The 20,457-nt window shown below is 61.1% G+C and carries 19 protein-coding genes and 1 other RNA gene; 5 read left to right on the forward strand and 15 right to left on the reverse strand.

Annotated elements, in window-relative coordinates; genetic code table 11:
* Window positions 1-41: 41 nt before the first annotated feature.
* The 15 genes from ACQ4WY_RS20385 to gyrA form a co-directional block, all read right to left on the reverse strand.
* On the reverse strand, window positions 42-746 hold the full coding sequence (locus tag ACQ4WY_RS20385; protein ID WP_436505604.1) for a ComEA family DNA-binding protein: 705 nt from the start codon (window positions 744-746) through the stop codon (window positions 42-44).
* A gap of 165 nt (window positions 747-911) precedes the next feature.
* Window positions 912-1,865 carry a D-glycero-beta-D-manno-heptose-7-phosphate kinase gene (gene rfaE1 / locus ACQ4WY_RS20390; protein ID WP_353658476.1) on the reverse strand — a complete coding sequence of 318 codons (954 nt, stop codon included), beginning with the start codon at window positions 1,863-1,865 and terminating at the stop codon, window positions 912-914.
* Complete coding sequence (locus ACQ4WY_RS20395; RefSeq protein ID WP_353658477.1) at window positions 1,862-3,229, reverse strand: UDP-glucose dehydrogenase family protein; 1,368 nt, start codon at window positions 3,227-3,229, stop codon at window positions 1,862-1,864. Before ACQ4WY_RS20395 ends, rfaE1 begins: the two co-directional genes overlap by 4 nt.
* Before the next feature lie 139 nt (window positions 3,230-3,368).
* Window positions 3,369-4,544: a lipopolysaccharide assembly protein LapB gene (gene lapB, locus ACQ4WY_RS20400; RefSeq protein WP_034782020.1), complete on the reverse strand. Its 1,176-nt coding sequence runs from the start codon at window positions 4,542-4,544 to the stop codon at window positions 3,369-3,371.
* A gap of 46 nt (window positions 4,545-4,590) precedes the next feature.
* Complete coding sequence (locus ACQ4WY_RS20405; protein WP_034751796.1) at window positions 4,591-4,893, reverse strand: LapA family protein; 303 nt, start codon at window positions 4,891-4,893, stop codon at window positions 4,591-4,593.
* 240 nt (window positions 4,894-5,133) lie between these two features.
* Window positions 5,134-5,439 (reverse strand): integration host factor subunit beta, encoded by a 306-nt coding sequence (locus ACQ4WY_RS20410; protein WP_008446215.1) that lies wholly within the window; start codon window positions 5,437-5,439, stop codon window positions 5,134-5,136.
* Window positions 5,440-5,456: 17 nt separating this feature from the next.
* Entirely contained in the window at window positions 5,457-7,169 is a 1,713-nt protein-coding gene (rpsA, locus tag ACQ4WY_RS20415) for a 30S ribosomal protein S1 (protein WP_071650172.1), read from the reverse strand.
* Between the two features lie 119 nt (window positions 7,170-7,288).
* Window positions 7,289-7,957 carry a (d)CMP kinase gene (gene cmk / locus ACQ4WY_RS20420; RefSeq protein ID WP_436505607.1) on the reverse strand — a complete coding sequence of 223 codons (669 nt, stop codon included), beginning with the start codon at window positions 7,955-7,957 and terminating at the stop codon, window positions 7,289-7,291.
* Window positions 7,958-7,973: 16 nt separating this feature from the next.
* On the reverse strand, window positions 7,974-9,329 hold the full coding sequence (gene aroA, locus ACQ4WY_RS20425; RefSeq protein ID WP_436505609.1) for a 3-phosphoshikimate 1-carboxyvinyltransferase: 1,356 nt from the start codon (window positions 9,327-9,329) through the stop codon (window positions 7,974-7,976).
* 18 nt (window positions 9,330-9,347) lie between these two features.
* Window positions 9,348-10,256, reverse strand: a complete 909-nt coding sequence (locus ACQ4WY_RS20430) for a prephenate dehydrogenase (protein WP_436505611.1) — start codon at window positions 10,254-10,256, stop codon at window positions 9,348-9,350.
* A 4-nt stretch (window positions 10,257-10,260) separates the two neighbouring features.
* Entirely contained in the window at window positions 10,261-11,367 is a 1,107-nt protein-coding gene (hisC, locus tag ACQ4WY_RS20435) for a histidinol-phosphate transaminase (protein ID WP_436505612.1), read from the reverse strand.
* Window positions 11,368-11,411: 44 nt separating this feature from the next.
* Window positions 11,412-12,482 carry a prephenate dehydratase gene (pheA, locus tag ACQ4WY_RS20440; protein ID WP_353658483.1) on the reverse strand — a complete coding sequence of 357 codons (1,071 nt, stop codon included), beginning with the start codon at window positions 12,480-12,482 and terminating at the stop codon, window positions 11,412-11,414.
* Between the two features lie 83 nt (window positions 12,483-12,565).
* Window positions 12,566-13,657, reverse strand: coding sequence for a 3-phosphoserine/phosphohydroxythreonine transaminase (gene serC / locus ACQ4WY_RS20445; RefSeq protein WP_436505615.1), 1,092 nt, complete (start codon window positions 13,655-13,657; stop codon window positions 12,566-12,568).
* Between the two features lie 24 nt (window positions 13,658-13,681).
* The gene (locus ACQ4WY_RS20450) at window positions 13,682-14,266 is read right to left on the reverse strand and encodes a DUF2059 domain-containing protein (RefSeq protein ID WP_436505616.1); all 585 of its coding nucleotides are present in this window, start codon (window positions 14,264-14,266) and stop codon (window positions 13,682-13,684) included.
* Between the two features lie 106 nt (window positions 14,267-14,372).
* The gene (gyrA, locus tag ACQ4WY_RS20455) at window positions 14,373-17,060 is read right to left on the reverse strand and encodes a DNA gyrase subunit A (RefSeq protein WP_436505617.1); all 2,688 of its coding nucleotides are present in this window, start codon (window positions 17,058-17,060) and stop codon (window positions 14,373-14,375) included.
* A 264-nt stretch (window positions 17,061-17,324) separates the two neighbouring features.
* Here gyrA and ACQ4WY_RS20460 point away from each other — a divergent pair, with 264 nt between their 5' ends.
* The 5 genes from ACQ4WY_RS20460 (at window position 17,325) to ssrA (ending at window position 20,437) form a co-directional block, all read left to right on the forward strand.
* Window positions 17,325-17,552, forward strand: a complete 228-nt coding sequence (locus tag ACQ4WY_RS20460) for a hypothetical protein (RefSeq protein WP_353658486.1) — start codon at window positions 17,325-17,327, stop codon at window positions 17,550-17,552.
* Between the two features lie 164 nt (window positions 17,553-17,716).
* Complete coding sequence (gene ompA / locus ACQ4WY_RS20465) at window positions 17,717-18,427, forward strand: outer membrane protein OmpA (RefSeq protein ID WP_353658487.1); 711 nt, start codon at window positions 17,717-17,719, stop codon at window positions 18,425-18,427.
* Between the two features lie 127 nt (window positions 18,428-18,554).
* Window positions 18,555-19,250, forward strand: a complete 696-nt coding sequence (gene ubiG, locus ACQ4WY_RS20470) for a bifunctional 2-polyprenyl-6-hydroxyphenol methylase/3-demethylubiquinol 3-O-methyltransferase UbiG (RefSeq protein WP_353658488.1) — start codon at window positions 18,555-18,557, stop codon at window positions 19,248-19,250.
* Between the two features lie 68 nt (window positions 19,251-19,318).
* On the forward strand, window positions 19,319-20,023 hold the full coding sequence (locus tag ACQ4WY_RS20475; protein WP_436505619.1) for an HAD family hydrolase: 705 nt from the start codon (window positions 19,319-19,321) through the stop codon (window positions 20,021-20,023).
* A 91-nt stretch (window positions 20,024-20,114) separates the two neighbouring features.
* Window positions 20,115-20,437: a transfer-messenger RNA gene (gene ssrA / locus ACQ4WY_RS20480) on the forward strand.
* Window positions 20,438-20,457: the final 20 nt, after the last annotated feature.

A 20,457-nucleotide genomic window follows, 5' to 3' on the forward strand; every position in this document is an offset into this window, starting at 1 on the left:
CTGCGCGGCACCACCACGCAACACGCCTTACAGCAAGATGCTTACTTTTTCTCGGCTTCAGCCTTCTTCGCATCGGCTGCAGCCAATTTTGCTTCCTTCTTCGCAGCCGCTTCCGCAGCCTTGGCTTCTTTCTTGGCGGCCGTTGCCGCCTTCTTCGCAGCAGCGGCTTCCTTCCTCGTTTCGGCAGCCGTTTTCACGGGCGCGGCATCGGCCGCTGCAGCAGCAGGAGCAGGCGCTGCAGCTGGCACCGCCTTGGCGGCGGCAGCTTCTTTTTTCGCGGCGGCAGCGGCGGCCTTGGCTTCTTTCTTCGCGGCAGCAGCTTCTTTCTTCGTTTCTGCGGCTGTCTTGGCTGGCGCCGCAGCGGTGTCGGTCGCAGCAACTGGCTTCGGTGCGGCTTCTTTCGCTGCAACTTCCTTCACAGCAGCGTTTGCCGGGGCAGCTTTCGCCGCCTGAGCGGGCGCCGCTGGCGCGCCGGACTTGGCCTGGCCATTCACTTGCAAGCCCGCTTCCGACAGTTTCACGGAACTTTTCGGACCGATGCCCTTCACGCGGGTTTCGAAATCTGCCCAATCCTTGAAGGCGCCGCCCTTGGCACGCTCATCGATGATGGCTTTCGACGTGACGGGGCCGATGCCCTTGACGCTGTCGAGTGCCGCCTGGTCCGCCTTGTTGACATCGACCTGGGCAAAGGCAAAGCCCATCGTCGCGATCAGGGTGGCAATGGCCAGCAGTATTTTTTTGAACATGGATATCTCTCCGTAAGGTGGTTTCAAGATGACTCGAACGCAAAGGAGGAACAGCGCCTTAACGGCTTAACGGCTGTGGCGTGATACGGTTGACAAGACAGGACAGCGGAAGGATGGGAAAACCTGCGCCAGATCAAACGGACTGGCGCAGGCAATACAGCAAAGTTACTGCGGGAATAGCTCGTCGCGGGTGACGGTGGCCGTGCCCAGCTTGCCGACGACGATGCCGCCAGCCCGGTTGGCCGTGCGCACGGCGTCGCCCAGGCCCATGCCGGCGCCCAGCATGGCCGCCATGGTGGCGATCACCGTGTCGCCAGCGCCCGAGACGTCGAACACTTCGCGCGCATCGGTCGGCATGTGCACCACCTCATCGGCCGTGTACAAGCTCATGCCTTCTTCGGAACGGGTCAGCAACAAGGCGTCCAGGCCCAGCTGCGCGCGCATCTGCTGCGCGCGTTCCGTCAGTTGCTCTTCCGTATTCCAGCTGCCGATCACGCGGCGCAGTTCGGACTTGTTCGGAGTGAGCACTGACGCTCCCGTATAGCGGCTGAAATCATCGCCTTTCGGGTCGACCATGACGATCTTACCAGCCTTTCTCGCCGCCTTGATCATCTCGGCCACGTTCACCAGGCTGCCCTTGGCGTAGTCGGACAGGACCACCACGTCGTAGTGCGGCAAGAGGGCATTAAACTGCGCCAGCTTGTCGCGCAGCACCGTATCGCTGGGCGCATCCTCGAAGTCGATGCGCAACATCTGCTGCTGGCGGCCGATCACGCGCAGCTTGATGATGGTGGAAATGGCCGCATCGCGCTGCAGATAACTGTGAATACCGCCGCCTTCGAGCAGGCGCTCGACCTGGCTGCCGGCCTCGTCATCGCCCACCACGCCCAGCAAGCCCGTCTTCGCTCCCAGCGCGGCCGCGTTGCGCGCCACGTTGGCCGCGCCACCCAGGCGCTCTTCGCGCTTCTCGATGCGCACGATGGGCACGGGCGCTTCCGGGGAAATACGGCTGACGTCGCCGAACCAGTAACGGTCCAGCATCACATCGCCCACTACCAGCAGGCGTACCTGGGCCAATGCGGCCGGCGCCGTCAAGGCGACTACCTCTTGGGCGCTCATGCGCGCGTCAGGATCGAGCGACCGATCCCGTGGTATTCGATGCCATTCTCGGCCATGACGGCCGGCTCGAACAAGTTGCGCCCGTCAAAGATCACGGCTTGCTTCAGGCGCGCCTTGACCTGCTCGAAGTCAGGGCTGCGGAAGGCTTTCCATTCGGTCACGATGGCCAGCGCATCGGCGTCCGTCAGCGCATCCTTCGGACTGTCGGCAAAGCGCACCCTCGCCAATTGCTCCGGCGTCAAGTCCAGTTGCAGCACCCGCTTTGCCTCGGTCATTGCAACAGGATCGTAGACGGCTACCGTGGCGCCGCGCCCCAGCAAGTCGGCCAGCAGCACGCGGGCCGACGCTTCGCGCATGTCGTCCGTATTCGGCTTGAAGGCCAGGCCCCACACGGCAAAATGCCGGCCCGTCAAATCTTCGCCGAAGCGAGTGACCACTTTGCGGCCCAGCACCTGCTTCTGCTGATCATTGACGGCCTCGACAGCACGCAGGATCAGCAATTCCTGGCCGTGGCCGCGCGCCGTGCGCTCGAGCGCCTGCACGTCTTTCGGGAAGCAGGAACCGCCATAGCCGCAACCGGCGTACAGGAAGCTGTGGCCGATGCGCGGGTCGGAGCCGATGCCGTGGCGCACAGCTTCGATGTCCACGCCCACCTTGTCGGCCAGGTTCGCCAGTTCATTCATGAACGAAATGCGCGTGGCCAGCATGGCGTTGGCCGCATACTTCGTGAATTCGGCCGAACGCACGTCCATCCAGTAAGTGCGCTCGTGGTTGCGGTTGAACGGCGCGTACAGGCTTTTCAGCAATTCGCGCGCGCGCTCGCCGTCCGGCGTCGTGTCGACGCCGATGACGATACGGTCCGGGCGCATGAAGTCTTCGACGGCCGCGCCTTCCTTGAGGAATTCCGGGTTCGACGCCACCGAGAACGTGGCGGACACGCCGCGCGCATCAAGTTCGCCCTGGATGGCGGCGCGCACTTTTTCAGCCGTGCCGACGGGCACGGTCGACTTGTCGACGATGACCTTGAAGTCCGTCATGTACTTGCCGATGCCGCGCGCTGCCGCCAGCACGTATTGCAGGTCGGCCGAACCGTCTTCATCGGGCGGCGTGCCGACGGCGATGAATTGCATCACACCGTGCGCGGCGGCCGCCTCGACATCGGTGGAAAAGGTCATGCGGCCGGCGGCGCGGTTGCGCGCCACGACTTCTTCCAGGCCCGGTTCATGGATGGGGATGCCGCCGCTGTTGAGCAAGGCCACCTTCTGTGCGTCCAGGTCGAGGCAAAAGACGTCGTTGCCCAGTTCCGCCAGGCAGGCGCCGGTCACGAGGCCCACATAGCCCGTGCCGATAATGGTGATTTTCATGGTTGTGCCGTATTTGTAATATATATCTCTGACCTACAAGTGCGCAGCACAGGGTTCAGGGCAAGGCGCGGCGCCGAAGACAGTACGAATAGTACGGCGAGGCGCTGCAACGCAGCCATGGGCCCTGTGGTGAGCACGACTAATTCATGACGTTGAGTTCTTCCGTGCGACGCGGGGGGTAGGTTTCCCACTTGTTGCAGCCCGGGCAGTGCCAGTAGAACTGGCGCGCCTTGAAGCCGCAGTGGCTGCACTGGTAGCGGGCCAGCTTCTGCGTGTAGCCGTGCACGAGGTTTTTCACCATCGACAGCTCCGACCAGATGGCGGCCGGCGCATCCATCATGCGCGCTTCCAGCAATTTATCCAGGCCCAGCAGGGTCGGCGTGCGGCGCAGCTCGGCGCTGACCAGCTGCTTCGCCGCTTCCACGCCGTCGAGTTCGATGACGGCCTTGAAGACGACTTCGATCAAGTCGATCGACGACGCCTCTTCCAGGTAGGAACGCAGCAGGTTGACGCCCTCTTGAGCACGGCCCACCTTGGTATACCCGTCCATCAGGCGCTGCGCCACCAGTGCCACGTGCGGCACGCTTTGCTGCTCCACGCGGCGCCAGGTCGTCAGCGCGCCTTCCACGTCGCCGCGCGCCAGCAGCACGTCGCCCGTCAGGATGGTGGCGCGCACGCTCTTGCGGTCCGTCTGCAAGGCTTTTTCCAGCAGCGGCATGGCGTCGTCCGGCTTCATGTGCACGAGGGCGTCATGCGCCAGTTCGCAATAGAACTGGGCGATTTCCTTTTGGCGCGCACCGGCGCCCGATTCCTGCAAGCCCACGGCCGCTTCGATGGCGCGTGGCCATTCCTTTTCGCGCTGGTAGATTTCCAGCAGTGCGCGGCGCGCCTGGGCCGCATATTGCGTGTCGACCAGGCTGTTGAAGGTTTCTTCGGCGCGGTCCAGCAGACCCGCTTTCAGGTAATCCATGCCCAGCTCGTAGGCGGCATGGCCCTGCTGTTCCAGCGGCAGATCCGGGCGCGCCAGCAAATTCTGGTGCACGCGGATGGCGCGCTCCGTTTCGCCGCGGCGGCGGAACAGGTTGCCCAGCGCAAAGTGCATATCGGCCGATTCCGGGTCCAGCTTGACGACTTCGATAAAGGCATCGATGGCCTTGTCATGCTGTTCATTGAGCAGGAAATTCAAGCCCTTGAAGTAATTGCGCGGCAGGCTGCGCGATTCGGATACCAGTTGATGAATGTCCACACGCGCGGCAATCCAGCCCAGCGCGAAAAACACCGGGATACCCAAGAGCCACCAGAGTTCAAAATCCATGCGATTGTTTTTATTCGAGTAAGAGAGATAGGAGCGACGGCGCCGCTTACTGCGCGCTCACGCTGTCCGGTTGCGGTTGGACATTGCTGGCCACGCCAACGGTCTGCAGCGCGGCAATGGTGGTTTTTTGCTTGGTCGCTTCGCGGCGGTGACGGAACACGGTCGGCGTCAGGGCCAGTACGCCCAGGCTGGCGCCAGCGACAAAAAAGCCCAGCAGCATCAGGACCAGGGGGCCGCGAATTTCATAATTGAGGAAAACATGCAGGTCGACAACCTGCGCATTCTTCAGCGCAAAACTGAAGAACAGGACGAAAAGAACACAGCCAACGATGGTGGAGATGATTTTCATCGATAGGTCCAGAGAGAACAAAAAATGCCAGTGCCAACATGGCACAAACGTAGAGCGCTGATAAAACTGTAGCGAGCGGCAGTGATTTGTGGCCGAGAAGCGCAACCGTACTGAAGTACGGTGAGCATCGCAGGCCGCAAAGCGCGACGCGCAGTAGGTTTGGTCAGTGCTCTACAGCATATTAACAAAAAAAAGCGGCATCCAAGGACGCCGCTTTCTATGTCGCCTTCCAGCAGACGATTAATCCTCGATAATCGGTTGCCCGACCATCGCGTCCACCCGCTCGCGCAACTGTTTGCCCGGTTTGAAGTGGGGTACCCGTTTTTCAGGAACCATCACCTTGTCGCCGGATTTCGGGTTGCGGCCTATACGCGGGGGCCTGCTGTTCAGGGCAAAACTGCCAAAACCGCGGATCTCGATACGCTGACCGGTCGCCAAGGCGTTGGTCATCGCATCGAGAATGGTCTTGACGGCATACTCCGCATCTTTCGCCACCAGCTGAGAATAACGCTCAGCGAGGCGGTTGATCAGCTCGGACTTTGTCATCTGCCGTATCCGCAGTCTTAGTTCTTGTTATCGAACTTAGCTTTCAACAAGGCGCCCAGGCTGGTGGTGCCCGAAGCTGCGTTGTTGTCGGTAGCTGCCATCTTCTGCATGGCTTCCTGGGTTTCAACGTTGTCTTTCGCTTTGATCGACAGTTGGATACCACGGGCTTTGCGGTCGATGTTCAACACCATTGCTTCGACGGTGTCGCCGACTTTCAGGTGCGTACCAGCATCTTCAACGCGGTCACGCGAGATTTCGGAAGCGCGCAGGTAGCCTTCAACTTCTTCGGACAGTTGGATCACGGCGCCTTTAGGCTCAACCGATTTAACGGTACCGGTTACCAGCGAGCCTTTGTCGTTCATGGCTGCGAAGTTGTTGAATGGGTCACCTTCCAGTTGCTTGACGCCCAGGGAAACGCGCTCGCGCTCAACGTCGATGGCCAGAACGATGGCTTCCAGTTCGTCACCTTTCTTGAAGCGACGCACGGCTTCTTCGCCGGTTTCGGTCCAGGACAGGTCGGACAGGTGAACCAGACCGTCGATGTTGCCGGCCAGGCCGATGAACACGCCGAAGTCGGTGATCGATTTGATCGCGCCGCGGACTTTATCGCCCTTCTTGTGGGTAACGCCAAAGTCATCCCAAGGGTTGGCTTTGCACTGTTTCATACCCAGCGAGATACGACGACGCTCTTCGTCGATTTCCAGAACCATGACTTCTACTTCGTCGCCCAGTTGGACAACTTTGTTAGGAGCAACGTTTTTGTTCGTCCAGTCCATTTCGGAAACGTGTACCAGACCTTCGATACCCTGTTCCACTTCAACGAACGCGCCGTAGTCGGTCAGGTTCGTTACTTTACCGAACAGACGGGTGCTTTGTGGGTAACGACGGGACAGACCGGTCCAAGGATCGTCGCCCAGTTGTTTCACGCCCAGCGAAACACGGTTTTTCTCTTGATCGTATTTCAGGACTTTGGCGGTGATTTCCTGGCCAACCGTCAGTACTTCCGACGGGTGACGTACACGGCGCCATGCCAGGTCGGTGATGTGCAGCAAGCCATCGATACCGCCCAGATCCACGAACGCGCCGTAGTCGGTGATATTTTTGACGACGCCGGTCACGACCGTGCCTTCTTTCAGCGTTTCCATCAGTTTCTGACGCTCTTCGCCCATCGAAGCTTCGATGACGGCGCGGCGGGACAGAACCACGTTGTTACGCTTGCGATCCAGCTTGATCACTTTGAATTCGAGGGTTTTGCCTTCGAATGGGGTGGTGTCTTTGACAGGACGGGTATCAACCAGCGAGCCCGGCAGGAATGCGCGGATGCCGTTGGTCAACACGGTCAGACCGCCTTTGACTTTACCATTGACGGTACCGACGACGATTTCGCCCGATTCCATCGCTTTTTCCAGAGCCAGCCACGAAGCCAGACGCTTGGCTTTATCGCGCGACAGGATGGTATCGCCGAAACCGTTTTCCAGCGATTCGATCGCCACGGAAACGAAGTCACCAACTTTGACTTCCAGTTCGCCGTGGTCGTTCTTGAATTCTTCGACAGGGATGAATGCTTCGGATTTGAGGCCAGCGTTCACGATCACGAAATTGTGGTCGAGGCGCACGACTTCAGCGGAAATAACTTCGCCGGAGCGCATATCTTGACGCGACAACGATTCCTCGAAGAGCGCAGCAAAACTTTCCATACCGGTAGATTCGTTAGTTGTAACAGTAGACATAGGGTTCACACAGGTTATCCAGCAGAGATCGCACGATGCGACTTAAACTGGGTTAGGTTTTTGACACACCCGGACAGGCCAGGAGCCGTCAACGGGCACCACATAGCATAAAAATCACACTATTTTGCTGCAACTGCATACCATTTCAACACGGTTTCAACGGCTTCATCAGCCGTCATTGCCGAGGTATCGAGGACATGCGCCCCTTCTGCGGGGACCAGCGGCGCAATCGCACGGTGAGTATCACGTTCGTCCCGCGCCTGCAAATCCATCAGAAGGTCTTCCATCTTAGCAGAAAAACCCTTGTCTATCAATTGCTTGTAGCGCCGTTGCGCGCGCGCCTCGACGCTGGCGGTCAGGAACACCTTCAATTGGGCGTGCGGGAAGATCACCGTACCCATGTCGCGCCCGTCGGCCACCAGGCCCGGCGTCTTGCGAAAACCCAGCTGCAAGCTGACCAGGGCATGGCGAACCGTTGGCAACACAGCAATTTTTGACGCCGTATTGCCCACTTCTTCGGCACGGATATGCTCAGTGACGTTTTCCTGCGCCAGCAGGATCTCACCGCCCGCAAAATGACAAGGCAAGTGTTCGGCCAGCTTGGCCAGCGCGTGCTCGTCGCGCAAGTCCGTGCCGCGGCGCAGCGCCGTCAAGGCCGTCAAGCGGTACAGCGCGCCCGAATCGAGGTAATGAAAGCCCAGCTTGTCGGCCACGCGGTGCGCCACCGTGCCCTTGCCGGAAGCGGTGGGGCCGTCGATGGCGATGACTGGAATGTTGGAGGTCGACATAGTATTAAACAATCAATTAAATCAAGGTGTCTTTGGCAATCCCCGCAAACGCGGCGAAGTACTCGGGGAAGGTCTTGGCCACGCATTTCGGGTCGTTGATGCGCATCTCGTTGCCGCGGCGCGCGGCACCGTCCAGCGAGGCCAGCGAAAAGCACATGGCCATGCGGTGGTCGTCATACGTGTCGATGGTGGCAGCGGCAATCTCGGCCGGCGGCGTCACGCGCAGGTAGTCAGCGCCCTCTTCCACTTCCGCGCCCAGCTTGCGCAACTCCGTCGCCATGGCGGCCAGGCGGTCCGTTTCCTTCACCCTCCAGCTGGCGATATTGCGCAAGGTGCTGGTGCCGTCCGCGTACAGGGCGGCCACGGCGATCGTCATGGCTGCGTCGGGGATGTGGTTGAAATCCATGTCGACGGCTTTCAGCACGCCGTTCGAACGGGCTTCGATCCAGTTCTCGCCCATGGTGATGGTCGCGCCCATTTGCTGCAAGGCTTCGACGAAACGCACGTCGCCCTGGATGCTGTCGCGTCCCACGCCTTCCACACGCACGGGACCGCCACCGATGGCGCCGGCAGCCAGGAAATACGAGGCCGACGAAGCGTCGCCTTCGACGTGGATGGTGCCCGGGCTTTGATACTGCTGGCCCGGCTGGACGGTGAACGACTGCCAGCCGTCATGCTCGACCGTCACGCCGAAGCGGCGCATCAGGTTCAGGGTGATCTCGATGTACGGCTTCGAGATCAGCTCGCCCGTCACATCGATGGTCACCGCATGGTCGCGCGCCATCAGCGGCGCCACCATCAGGAGGGCCGTCAGGAACTGGCTCGACACGTTGCCGCGCACGGCGATGCGCTGCGCGTGGATGTGGCCGCGGCGGATGCGCAGCGGCGGGAAGCCCTGCTCGCCCGTGTATTCGATCTGCGTGCCGACGGCGTTCAGCGCGTCGACCAGGTCGCCGATGGGGCGCTCGTGCATGCGCGACACGCCATGCAGGGTGTAGTCGCCGCCGATGACGGCCAGGGCCGCCGTCAGCGGACGGATCGCCGTGCCGGCGTTCCCCATGAACAGGTCCGCCTCGTGGTGCGGGAACACGCCGCCGCAGCCTTCCACGTGATGCACGTGGTGAGCAGAGGCCGGGTCGCCCGTCAATTCATCCTGCGTCCATTTGACGCCCAGCGACGTCAACGCCGTCAGCATGACGAAGGTGTCGTCGGAGGCGAGCAAGTCGATGATTTTCGTCGTGCCCTTGGCCAGCGCGGCCAGCAGCAGCACGCGGTTGGAAATGCTTTTCGAGCCGGGTAAGCGCACCGTGCCTTCGGCATGCATCACTGGCTTCAAATCGATATGGTGGGGGTAGTGCTTGGTCTGGGTCATGCTGGAATCCTTGAGTATTTATCGTGTGGGCGCGGCTGGCATTTCCGCCGTTTCAATCGCCTCGATCCATTGCTGCCGCGCGTGCTGGGCGTTCGCATACACGCCTTCGATGGCGGCGCCGTCGTTCGCGGCCAGGTGGGCGCGCAAGGTCGTCAACTGCGCCAGGTAGGCGTCCAGTTCGTGCAGCAGCGCCGGCTGGTTGGCCAGGCTGATGTCGCGCCACATTTCCGGCGATGAGCCAGCGATGCGCGTAAAGTCGCGAAAGCCGCTGGCCGCGTATTGAAACAGCAGGCCCGCGTGCGGTTTGTTGGCGATGTCGTCGACCAGCGCAAAGGCCAGCAAATGCGGCAGATGGCTGACGGCGGCAAACACCTTGTCATGTTCTTCGGGGCTCAAGGTGCGCAGGATGGCGCCGCAGGCGCGCCAGGCGCCAGCCACCAGTTCCACGTCAGCCGCGGCGTTTTCCGCCAGCGGCGTGAGCACCACTTTCTTGCCTTGATACAGATCGATGATGGCCGCGTCAGGGCCGTTCGTCTCGCGTCCCGCGATCGGGTGGCCAGGCACGAATTGCCCAACTTTTTCACCGAGCGCCGCGCGCGCGGCCGCCACCACGTCGCTTTTCGTGCTGCCAGCATCGGTGACGATGGTGCCCGGCTGCAAATGCGGCGCGATGGATGCCAGGATGGCGCCCGTTTGCGCCACGGGTGCGGCCAGCAGCACCAGGTCGGCGCCGACGATGGCTTGCGCCATGTCGCCGCCGATCTCGTCGATGATGCCCAGTTCGAGCGCGCGCGCCATCGATGCCGGCGAGCGGCCCATGCCGACCACCTTGCTCACCGCGCCCGCGTGTTTCATGGCGCGCGCGAACGAGCCGCCGATCAGGCCTACGCCGAAGATGACAACTTTTTTCAGTGCAGGCGTCGTCATAAGGTCAGGCCAGCGCTTTCGTCAGCGCGGCGATGAAGATGGCGTTTTCCTGCGGCAGGCCGATGGAAATGCGCAGCCATTGCGGCAAGCCATAGCTGCCGACGGGACGCACGATCACGCCCTGTTTCAGCAGCGCCAGGTTCACGCGCGCACCCGCTTCATCATCGTCGCCCACTTTCACCAGCACGAAATTGCCGTGCGACGGCACGTATTCCAGGCCCAGTTGCGTAAACGCTTCCGTAAACTGCTGGTAGCCGGCCGCATTGTTGCGCGCGCTTTGCTCGAGGAAGGCCTTGTCGTTCAGGGCGGCAATCGCCGCCGCCTGCGCCAGCGAGTTGACATTGAATGGCTGGCGGATGCGGTTCATCAGGTCCGTCAGCACCGGCTGGGCGATGGCGAAACCGATGCGCAGGCCGGCCAGGCCGTAAGCCTTCGACAGGGTGCGCGAGACCACCAGGTTCGGATATTGGCGCACCCACGCCGTCGACTCGTACTGGTCGTCGGCCGAGAGGAATTCGTTGTAGGCCTCGTCCAGCACGACGACGACGTGCTGCGGCACTTTCTGCAGGAACGCTTCCAGTTGCGCCGCCGACAAGAAAGTACCGGTCGGGTTGTTCGGGTTGGCGATGAAGATCAATCGCGTGTCGTCGGCAATCGCCGCCGCCATCGCATCCAGGTCATGGCCGTAGGCTTGCGCCGGCACGACGATGTGGCGCGCGCCCAGGCCTTGTGTGGCCAGCGCGTACACGGCAAACGAGTACTGCGAGTAGACGACGGATTCGCCATGCTGCACAAACGCGTGCGCGGCGATTTCCAGGATGTCGTTGCTGCCGTTGCCCAGGGTGATCCAGTCGGCCGGCACGTCGTAGCGCTTGGACAGCACGGCTTTCAAGTCAAAGCCGTTGGCATCCGGGTAGCGGCCCAGGTCATCGATGGCGGCGATCATCGCCTGCTTGGCCGATTCCGGCATGCCGTACGGGTTTTCATTCGACGCCAGCTTGACGATGGCTGCCTCGTCGAGGCCGAATTCGCGCGCAACTTCCGCGATCGGTTTGCCGCTCTGGTAAGGGGCGATGGCGCGGACGTATTCTGGACCGATATTTTTAGACATGGTGTTCTTTAAAAAAGTGGGTGATTGTAAGTATCGCTACAACTTCACAGGCTGACAGGATATGACCCCAGCACCTTGAAAAACGCCGCATTGCTCTGCAGCTCGGCCAGCGCCTGGGCGACGGCTGCGTCATGCACGTGGCCCTCCACGTCGACATAGAAATAATACTCCCAGCTGCCCATGCGCGCCGGGCGCGACTCGAAGCGCGTCATCGACACGCCGTGTTTCGCCAGGGGCGCCAGCAATTGGTACACGGCGCCCGCCTTGTTCGGCACGGCCAGCACCAGGGACGTCTGGTCCTTGCCCGACGGCGCCGTCTGCAAGGTGCCCACGACGGCAAAGCGCGTGCGGTTGTGCGGGTCGTCCTGGATATGGCCTTTGACCACGCCCAGCTTGTACTGCGCGCCGGCCAGTTCGCTGGCGATTGCCGCCACCGTGCCATCTTCGCCGGCCATGCGGGCCGCTTCGGCGTTCGAGGCCACGGCGTGGCGCGCGACGTGCGGGTAATTCTGGTTCAGCCACACCTGGCACTGCGCCAGCGCCTGCGAATGGGCGCAGATGGAGGTGACGCCATCCATGTTGCCGCTCTTCGTCATCAGGCTGTGGTGCACGGCAATCGCCACCTCGCCGCTGATGATAAGGCTGGTCTGCAGCATCATGTCGAGCGTGCGGTTGACGGCGCCTTCCGAGGAATTCTCGATCGGCACCACGCCGAAGTCCGCCGTTCCCGCTTCGGCGGCACGGAACACTTCATCGATGGAGGCGCACGGCAAGCCTTCGACGGCGCTGCCGAACTGCTGATACACGGCCTGCTCGCTGAAGGTGCCGGCCGGGCCAAGGTAGGCCACGGTGACGCGCTTTTCCAGCGAGCGGCAGGACGACATGATTTCGCGAAAGATGGTCTGCACTTCGCGGTCGCCCATGGGGCCGGGATTGCGTTCGGCCACGCCGCGCAGCACCTGCGCTTCGCGCTCGGGGCGGAACACGGGCGCCTGCGTTTCAGCCTTCACGTGGCCCACTTGCTGGGCGATTTGCGCGCGGCGGTTCAGCAGCTCGAGGATTTGCGCGTCGATCGCATCGATCTGTTCGCGCAGCGGTTTCAATTTATCGGTCATGGTTGGTTTGTTTCGTCAGCTGTACTTCAATCATGGCCACGCGGCCTGCGCCGGCGGCGGGCCGGCGCGGTCGTCTATGCGACTCAGCGTCCGGCAAACTCGTTCAGATAATTCACTAAGGCTTGCACGCCCTCGATCGGCATCGCGTTATAGATCGATGCACGCATGCCGCCGACGGACTTGTGGCCCTTCAGTTGCAGCAGGCCGCGCTGCTTGGCGCCGGCCAGGAATGCGTCATTCAAGCTTTCGTCGCGCAGATAGAACGGAATGGTCATGCGCGAGCGGTATGCGGGGTCGACCCGGTTCTGGTAAAAGTCGTCCGCATCGAGCGCCGCGTACAGCAGCGCCGCTTTCTCAATATTACGCTGTTCCATGGCTGCCACGCCACCTTGGCGTTTAAGCCACTGGAAAACCAGGCCGGCGATATAGATACCGTAGGTGGGCGGCGTGTTGTACATCGACTCATGTTCGGCCACGATGGTCCAGTCGAAGGCCGACGGACAGATCGGCAGCGCCTTGCCCAGCAAATCTTCACGCACGATGACCAGGGTCAGGCCGGCCGGGCCGATATTTTTCTGCGCGCCGCCGAAGATGACGCCGTATTGCGACACGTCGATCACGCGCGACAAAATGTGCGACGACATGTCGGCCACGATGGTGGTCCCTGCCGGCACGTTTGGCGCCTGCTGGAATTCCACGCCATCGATGGTTTCATTGGTGCAGATGTGCAGGTAGGCGGCGCCTGGCGTCAGCTTCCATTCACTCACCGGCGGCACGCCCGTGAAACGGGCGGCCTTGGACGACGCGGCCACGTTCACGCTGGCATACTTGGCGGCTTCCTGGATCGACTTGCCCGACCACGAGCCTGTGTGCACGAAGTCGACGGTGGCCGGCTGCTGCGCGGCCAGTCCCACCAGATTCATCGGGATGATGGCGTTCTCGCCCAGGCCACCGCCCTGCAGGAACAGGATTTTGTAGTTCGCGGGCACGGCCAGCAGCTCGCGCAGGTCGGCCACCGCCTGCTTGTAGATGGAAATGAATTCAGGACCACGGTGGCTCATTTCCATCACCGACATGCCACTGCCATGCCAGTCCTGCATCTCGGCGGCCGCTTGCGCCAGCACTTCCTTGGGCAGGACGGCGGGGCCGGCGGAGAAGTTGTAGATATGGGTCACGATACGGTCCTTAGTAAAATGAAATTATTGGGGCGACTGCGTAGCCGCCCGCATGACCTGGTCAAGCACGGCATTCACGCGCGGGATCAGCACGCGCTGGCTGATGGCCATCGATTCGGCAGACAGTTGCGGCATGGTGGCCAGCATCTTGCGGCCCAGCGGCGTCTTGTAGAAGGCCGTCAGCTGCTCGACTTCGGGCACCGTGTAAAAGCGCGCATACAGGGGCACCATTTCGGCGGCCAGCTCGTCGATCAGGGTCGGGTCGGCCAGCACCTGCGTCAGGGTGGCGATGGCCAAGGGGATTTCTTCCTCGGCGCTGGCCAGCGCGCGCGCCTTGCGCTGCTCGTCCAGGTTCGGGTTGCTGCTGATTTGCTGCTGCGCCGACTGGCGGATCATGGCGGGCACCGATTGCAGCATCTGGTCGAAGATATTGCGCGTCAGCTGCGGGAACTGCATCGCGTCGAGCATGCGCCGCACAGCCACTTTCATGGCAGGGCTGGGCGCGGCCTGGCGGGCGGGCGTGGCTTGCGTGCTCTGGGCCAGGGCCGGCAGGGTCGCAAGAAAGGCCAGCGAAAACGCGGCAAAGAAGGTGGCGACGATTTTTCTCATGGCATGCGGGACTTTATAAAAGCGGGAAATAAGCTGGGACACGCAGGCTGGCGCCGCAACTGGCGCGCCAATAGCAATTGGGGCTCCCGAAAGAGCCCCAATCATCTTACTCCGGCTGGGCCGGATCGACAGGATCAACGGGATCGGCTGGTTCAGCCGCCGCTGGCGCGGCATCAGTGCCCGCCTCCGTCGTCAGCTCGACTTCGTCGATATCCGTTTCCACCACGCGCTGCAGGCCGGACAGTTTGGTGCCGTCTTCCACGGCGATCAGGGTCACGCCCTGCGTCGCGCGGCCCATCTCGCGGATTTCCGACACGCGGGTGCGGATCAATACGCCACCGGTGGTAATCAGCATGATTTCATCGCTGGTATCGACCAGGGTCGCGGCAACCACTCTACCGTTGCGCTCGCTGGTCTGGATGGCGATCATGCCTTTCGTGCCACGGCCATGGCGCGTGTACTCGGTGATCGGCGTACGCTTGCCGTAACCGTTTTCCGTTGCCGTCAGCACCGACTGCTGCTCGTTCTCAGCCACCAGCAGGGCGATCACGTGCTGGCCTTCTTCCAGGTTCATGCCGCGCACGCCGCGCGCCGTACGGCCCATCGGACGCACATCGTTTTCGTCGAAGCGCACTGCCTTGCCCGAATCGGAGAACAGCATCACGTCGTGCTGGCCATCGGTCAGCGCCGCGCCGATCAGGAAGTCGCCGTCGTCCAGGTCGACCGCGATGATGCCGGCCTTGCGTGGATTGCTGAAGTCCTTCAGCGGCGTCTTCTTGACGGTACCGAGGCTGGTCGACATGAAAACGTAATGGTCTTCCGGGAACGTGCGGTTCTCGCCCGACAGCGGCAGGATCACGGTGATCTTTTCGTTGTCCTGCAGCGGGAACATGTTGACGATAGGCTTGCCGCGCGAATTGCGCGAGCCTTGCGGCACTTCCCACACCTTCAGCCAGTACATGCGGCCACGATCCGAGAAGCACAGGATGTAGTCGTGCGTATTGGCGATGAACAGCTGGTCGATCCAGTCTTCCTCTTTGGTCGCCATGGCCTGCTTGCCGCGTCCGCCGCGCTTCTGCGCGCGGTATTCGGTGATTGGCTGCGCCTTCATGTAGCCCGTGTGCGACAGGGTCACGACCATGTCCTGCGGCGTGATCAAATCTTCCGTTTCCAGGTCGGTCGCATTCAGCTCGATCTGCGAGCGGCGCACGTCCTTGTTGCCGGCGCCGTATTCGTTCTTCGCCGCCGTCATTTCATCGGTGATGATGACGGTAACGCGTTCCGGCTTGGCCAGGATGTCGAGCAAGTCGGCGATATGTTCCATCACGTCCTTGTACTCGTTGACGATCTTGTCCTGCTCCAGGCCGGTCAGGCGCTGCAGGCGCATCTGCAGAATTTCCTGCGCCTGGTCGTCCGACAACTTGTACAGGCCATCCGTCTGCATGCCGTAGTGCTTCGGCAGGTTTTCCGGACGGTAGGCATCGATGCCGCCTGGCGTCGTGCCGTCACCCGTGCGGGCCAGCATTTCGCGCACGACGGACGAATCCCAGGCCTTGGCCATCAGCTCGACCTTGGCGATCGGTGGCGTTGGCGCGGCCTTGATGATGGCGATAAAGTCATCGATGTTGGCCAGCGCGACAGCCAGGCCTTCGAGCACGTGGCCACGTTCGCGCGCCTTGCGCAGTTCGAACACGGTACGGCGCGTGACCACTTCGCGGCGGTGCGACAGGAAGCATTGCAGCATCTGCTTGAGGTTCAGCAGCTTCGGCTGGCCATCGACCAGGGCCACCATGTTCATGCCGAAAGTGTCTTGCAACTGGGTCTGCTTGTACAGATTGTTCAGCACCACTTCCGGCACTTCGCCCCGTTTCAGCTCGATCACCACGCGCATGCCCGACTTATCGGATTCGTCGCGGATGTCGGAAATGCCGTCCAGCTTCTTGTCGCGCACGTTTTCGGCGATGCGTTCCAGCAAGGATTTCTTGTTGACCTGGAATGGCAGCTCGTCGACGATGATGGCGATGCGGCCGCCATCCTTGCCGTATTCTTCGAAGTGGGTCTTGGCGCGCATCACGACGCGGCCACGGCCCGTGCGGTAACCGTCGCGCACGCCGGACACGCCATAGATGATGCCGGCCGTCGGGAAGTCCGGCGCCGGGATCAGCTCGATCAATTCATCGATCGTGCAATCGGGGTTGCGCAGCACGTGCAGCGCGCCGTCGATGACTTCGGTGATGTTATGTGGCGGAATATTCGTCGCCATGCCGACCGCGATACCGGACGAGCCATTGATCAGCAGGTTCGGGATACGCGTCGGCAAGACCGTCGGTTCCTTTTCCTTGCCATCGTAGTTGGGCTGGAAGTCGACGGTATCCTTGTCGATATCGGCCAGCAGTTCGCCGGCGATCTTGTCCAGGCGGCACTCGGTGTAACGCATCGCCGCGGCGCCATCGCCGTCGACGGAACCGAAGTTGCCCTGGCCATCGACGAGCATGTAGCGCAGCGAAAAATCTTGCGCCATGCGCACCAGTGTGTCGTAGATCGAGGCATCGCCGTGGGGATGGTATTTACCCATGGTTTCGCCGACCACGCGGGCGCACTTGACGTAAGGGCGGTTCCACACGTTATTCATTTCATGCATCGCGAACAAGACGCGGCGGTGCACTGGCTTCAAGCCATCACGCGCATCGGGCAAGGCGCGACCGACGATCACGCTCATGGCGTAATCGAGGTAGCTCTTGCGCATCTCTTCTTCGAGGGAAATAGGAATTGTTTCTTTTGCGAATTGATCCATTGGCGGTTCGACTGATCTCAGGCTGTGGTTAACTTATCTGTTACGCAATGTATGACGCAATACTGCATATCCTGGGTGGCTGTCGTCGTGGACGCCGCGCTGCGCGCTGCTGGCGCGGCCCGGCTTCCATGTCGCAGAGTGATTGAACAAATCGACGGGCTGGCGGCACAGCCAGTACAGGTACCGCAAGGGTACCTCCTGGCCATACGGTGCTGCCGTGGGCATTTGCTCGACACTCTTAACAGTCAAGCGCACGATTTTAGCATGCGCGCCCAGCTACCTGTACAAATTGGCCATACCGACAAGATTGGCAGTTTGCACCGGGGGCGTGCACGTAGACCTGTCGATAATGCACAATGGAAATACCAGTTCAAGACACCTGCCCTTAAAAGTGGCAAAAAAAACGATCAATTGTTACAGACGCGTTACAAATGGGCATTTTCGTTGCGCAAAAACAACGCACGGTCTAAAATCGGGCAAGCTTTGATTTAACCACGGTCGTGTGCCCCTGATGCGTGTGGCAAAATGACTGGGAAGTTAATTGCTAGTTTCGCAATCTGAAACGAGCGCATATGGTCTACATGATAAAATCTTGGCACGTAGCACCAGTAGCGCAGTGTTGTTCTGCGGATATCACCCCCCGAAAGGAAAAAAGAATGAATAAATTTGTAACGCTGTTTTTCGCTGCATCCGCAGTGATTGCTGGCTCGGCTTCGGCCCAAACCCCAACCTCCCCACCATTCGCGCCAGTTACCACTGACATCCAAGCACCAAGCCCAAAAAGCGCTTATGTGCAAGATGCCCGCGGCGTGATCGTGCGTGATCCATTCGGCCTGTGCTGGCGTACCGGCTACTGGACACCTGCTGACGCAGTGCCAGGTTGCGACGTGCCACTGTGCGTAGAGCCAGAAACCCTGCAAGACGGCAAATGCGTGGCTCCTCCAGCACCAGTCGTACCAGCACCAGCACCAGCCGTTGTCGTACCAGTACCAGTCGTCGTTGCTCCTACCTCGGAAAAAGTCAGCTTCGCTGCTGATGCATTCTTCGATTTCGACAAAGCTACGCTGAAGCCAGAAGGCAAAGCCAAGCTGGACGAGCTGTCCGCACAACTGGGCGGCATCAACCTGGAAGTCATCATCGCTGTGGGTCACACCGACTCCGTCGGCACCGATGCTTACAACCAAAAACTGTCGGTACGTCGTGCTGATGCTGTCAAAGCCTACCTGGTCACCAAAGGCGTTGAAAGCAACCGCGTGTACACCGAAGGCAAAGGCGAGAAACAACCTGTTGCTGATAACAAAACTGCCGAAGGCCGTGCGAAAAACCGTCGCGTGGAAATCGAAGTTGTTGGTACCCGCAACAAGTAATAGCTGAGTTCCTGGACTTGCCGCAAGTCATCGCGCAAGTCAAGACCAGCATGAAAAACCCCGCTTCGGCGGGGTTTTTTTTCGTCCGTGGCTGCCCAATTGTAAAATTGCCGCTATTATTCGACCTATGAACGCCGACCCTCTCGAAATCCAAAAATTCAGTGAGCTGGCCCACCGCTGGTGGGACCCCACTTCCGAGTTTCGTCCCCTGCACGAAATTAATCCCCTGCGCCTGGAATGGATCAACGCGAAAGTGCCGCTGGCCGGCAAGCGCGTGATCGACATCGGCTGCGGCGGCGGCATCCTGGCCGAATCAATGGCACGCAAGGGTGCAGACGTGACGGGCATCGACCTGTCCGACAAGGCCTTGAAAGTTGCCGACCTGCACAGCCTGGAATCTGGCGCCAAGGTACGCTACAAGCTGATCGCCGCCGAAGCCATGGCCGAGGAAGAAGCCGGCCAGTACGACGTCGTGACCTGCATGGAAATGCTCGAGCACGTGCCGGACCCCGCCGCCATCGTCAAGGCCTGCGCCACCCTGGTGAAACCGGGCGGCCACATCTTCCTGTCGACCCTGAACCGCAACCCGAAAGCGTATCTGTTCGCCATCCTGGGCGCCGAGTACCTGCTGCGTCTGTTGCCGAAAGGCACGCACGACTATGACAAATTCATCACCCCGGCCGAGCTGTCGCAATACGTGCGCAGCGCCGGCCTGGACATCAACAGCATGCGCGGCATGGGCTACAATCCGCTGACCAAGATTTACTCACTTAATAGCGATACCAGCGTCAATTATCTGGTGGCCTGCACCCGGCCGCTGTAACCATCACGCACAATACAAGGCGGCTGCGGCCGCCATTTTTCATTCCTACTTGACACACTTTACCCGCCATGATCACAGACCATCTGCCAGCCCCGCGCGCCATCCTGTTCGACCTCGACGGCACGCTGGCCGACACCGCGCCCGACCTGGCAGCGGCCATCAACCTGCTGCGCGCGCGCGCCGGCCTGGCGCCGACCCCGTATGAGATCCTGCGCCCCACGGCCTCGGCCGGCGCGCGCGGCATGATAGGCGTGTCGTATGGCGTGCAACCTGGCGAAAGCGGCTATGAAGCCCTGAAAGACGGCTTCCTGAACAATTACGAAGCGGCGCTGGCCGTGGAAAGCCGTTTATTCGACGGCATCCCCGCCATGCTGGAAGGCTTGAGCGCCCTGGGCCTGGCCTGGGGCGTGGTCACCAACAAAGCCGCCCGCTTCACCGACCCGCTGGTCGGCCAGATCGGCCTGGGCGCTGCAGGCTGCGTGATCTCGGGCGACACCATGCCGCACCCGAAACCGCACCCCGCCCCCCTGCTGGAGGCGGCCCGCCGCCTGGACCTGACGCCGCAAGACTGCTGGTACGTGGGCGACGACCTGCGCGACATCCAGGCCGGCCGGGCCGCCGGCATGCGCACGGTGGCCTGCGCCTGGGGCTACTGCGGCCCCGTCGAGCCGCAGCACTGGAATGCCGACCATCTGCTGGATACGCCGCAAGCGTTGCTCGAGCTGGTCAGCGCGGTGGTGAAGGCGGCGCAGGAGCGCCAGTTGGCAGCGTAAATCGGCCTCCGCTCGATCTGGTGCGCCAACAAACGAACGCATCATGCAAGAGTGTGAAGATTGCGCTACGTTGACGATACGCTGGGGACGACCTGGTTTCCACCTGGATTGCAAAGCAGCGCAAAGCATACCGAGGGCGGGCTACCTCGTAAATACAAGCTGAAAAAACTTAACTGCCATCGGTAACTCGTGCGCACTGGCAGCGTAATCGCTGTTAGCCCTGGAACACCTCGTCCCTGGGGTGGGCCGTCAAAAGCTCCAGAGTCACAACAGAGCTCGTCTGATGCTGGCTTACTTGGCGTCCGACTAAATATTAGGTAACTCGCTTGCCCATAAGCTGCACAGCAGTGATGGTTGAGTTAAATGAAATGATCGTGCCAAGTAGGTAGAACTGTCTGTGGAGTGCTTGCGGATGCGGGGGTTGTGCGGGACTT

This window comes from Janthinobacterium salmonicoloratum (assembly GCF_051380845.1).
Taxonomy (GTDB): domain Bacteria; phylum Pseudomonadota; class Gammaproteobacteria; order Burkholderiales; family Burkholderiaceae_D; genus Janthinobacterium; species Janthinobacterium lividum_F.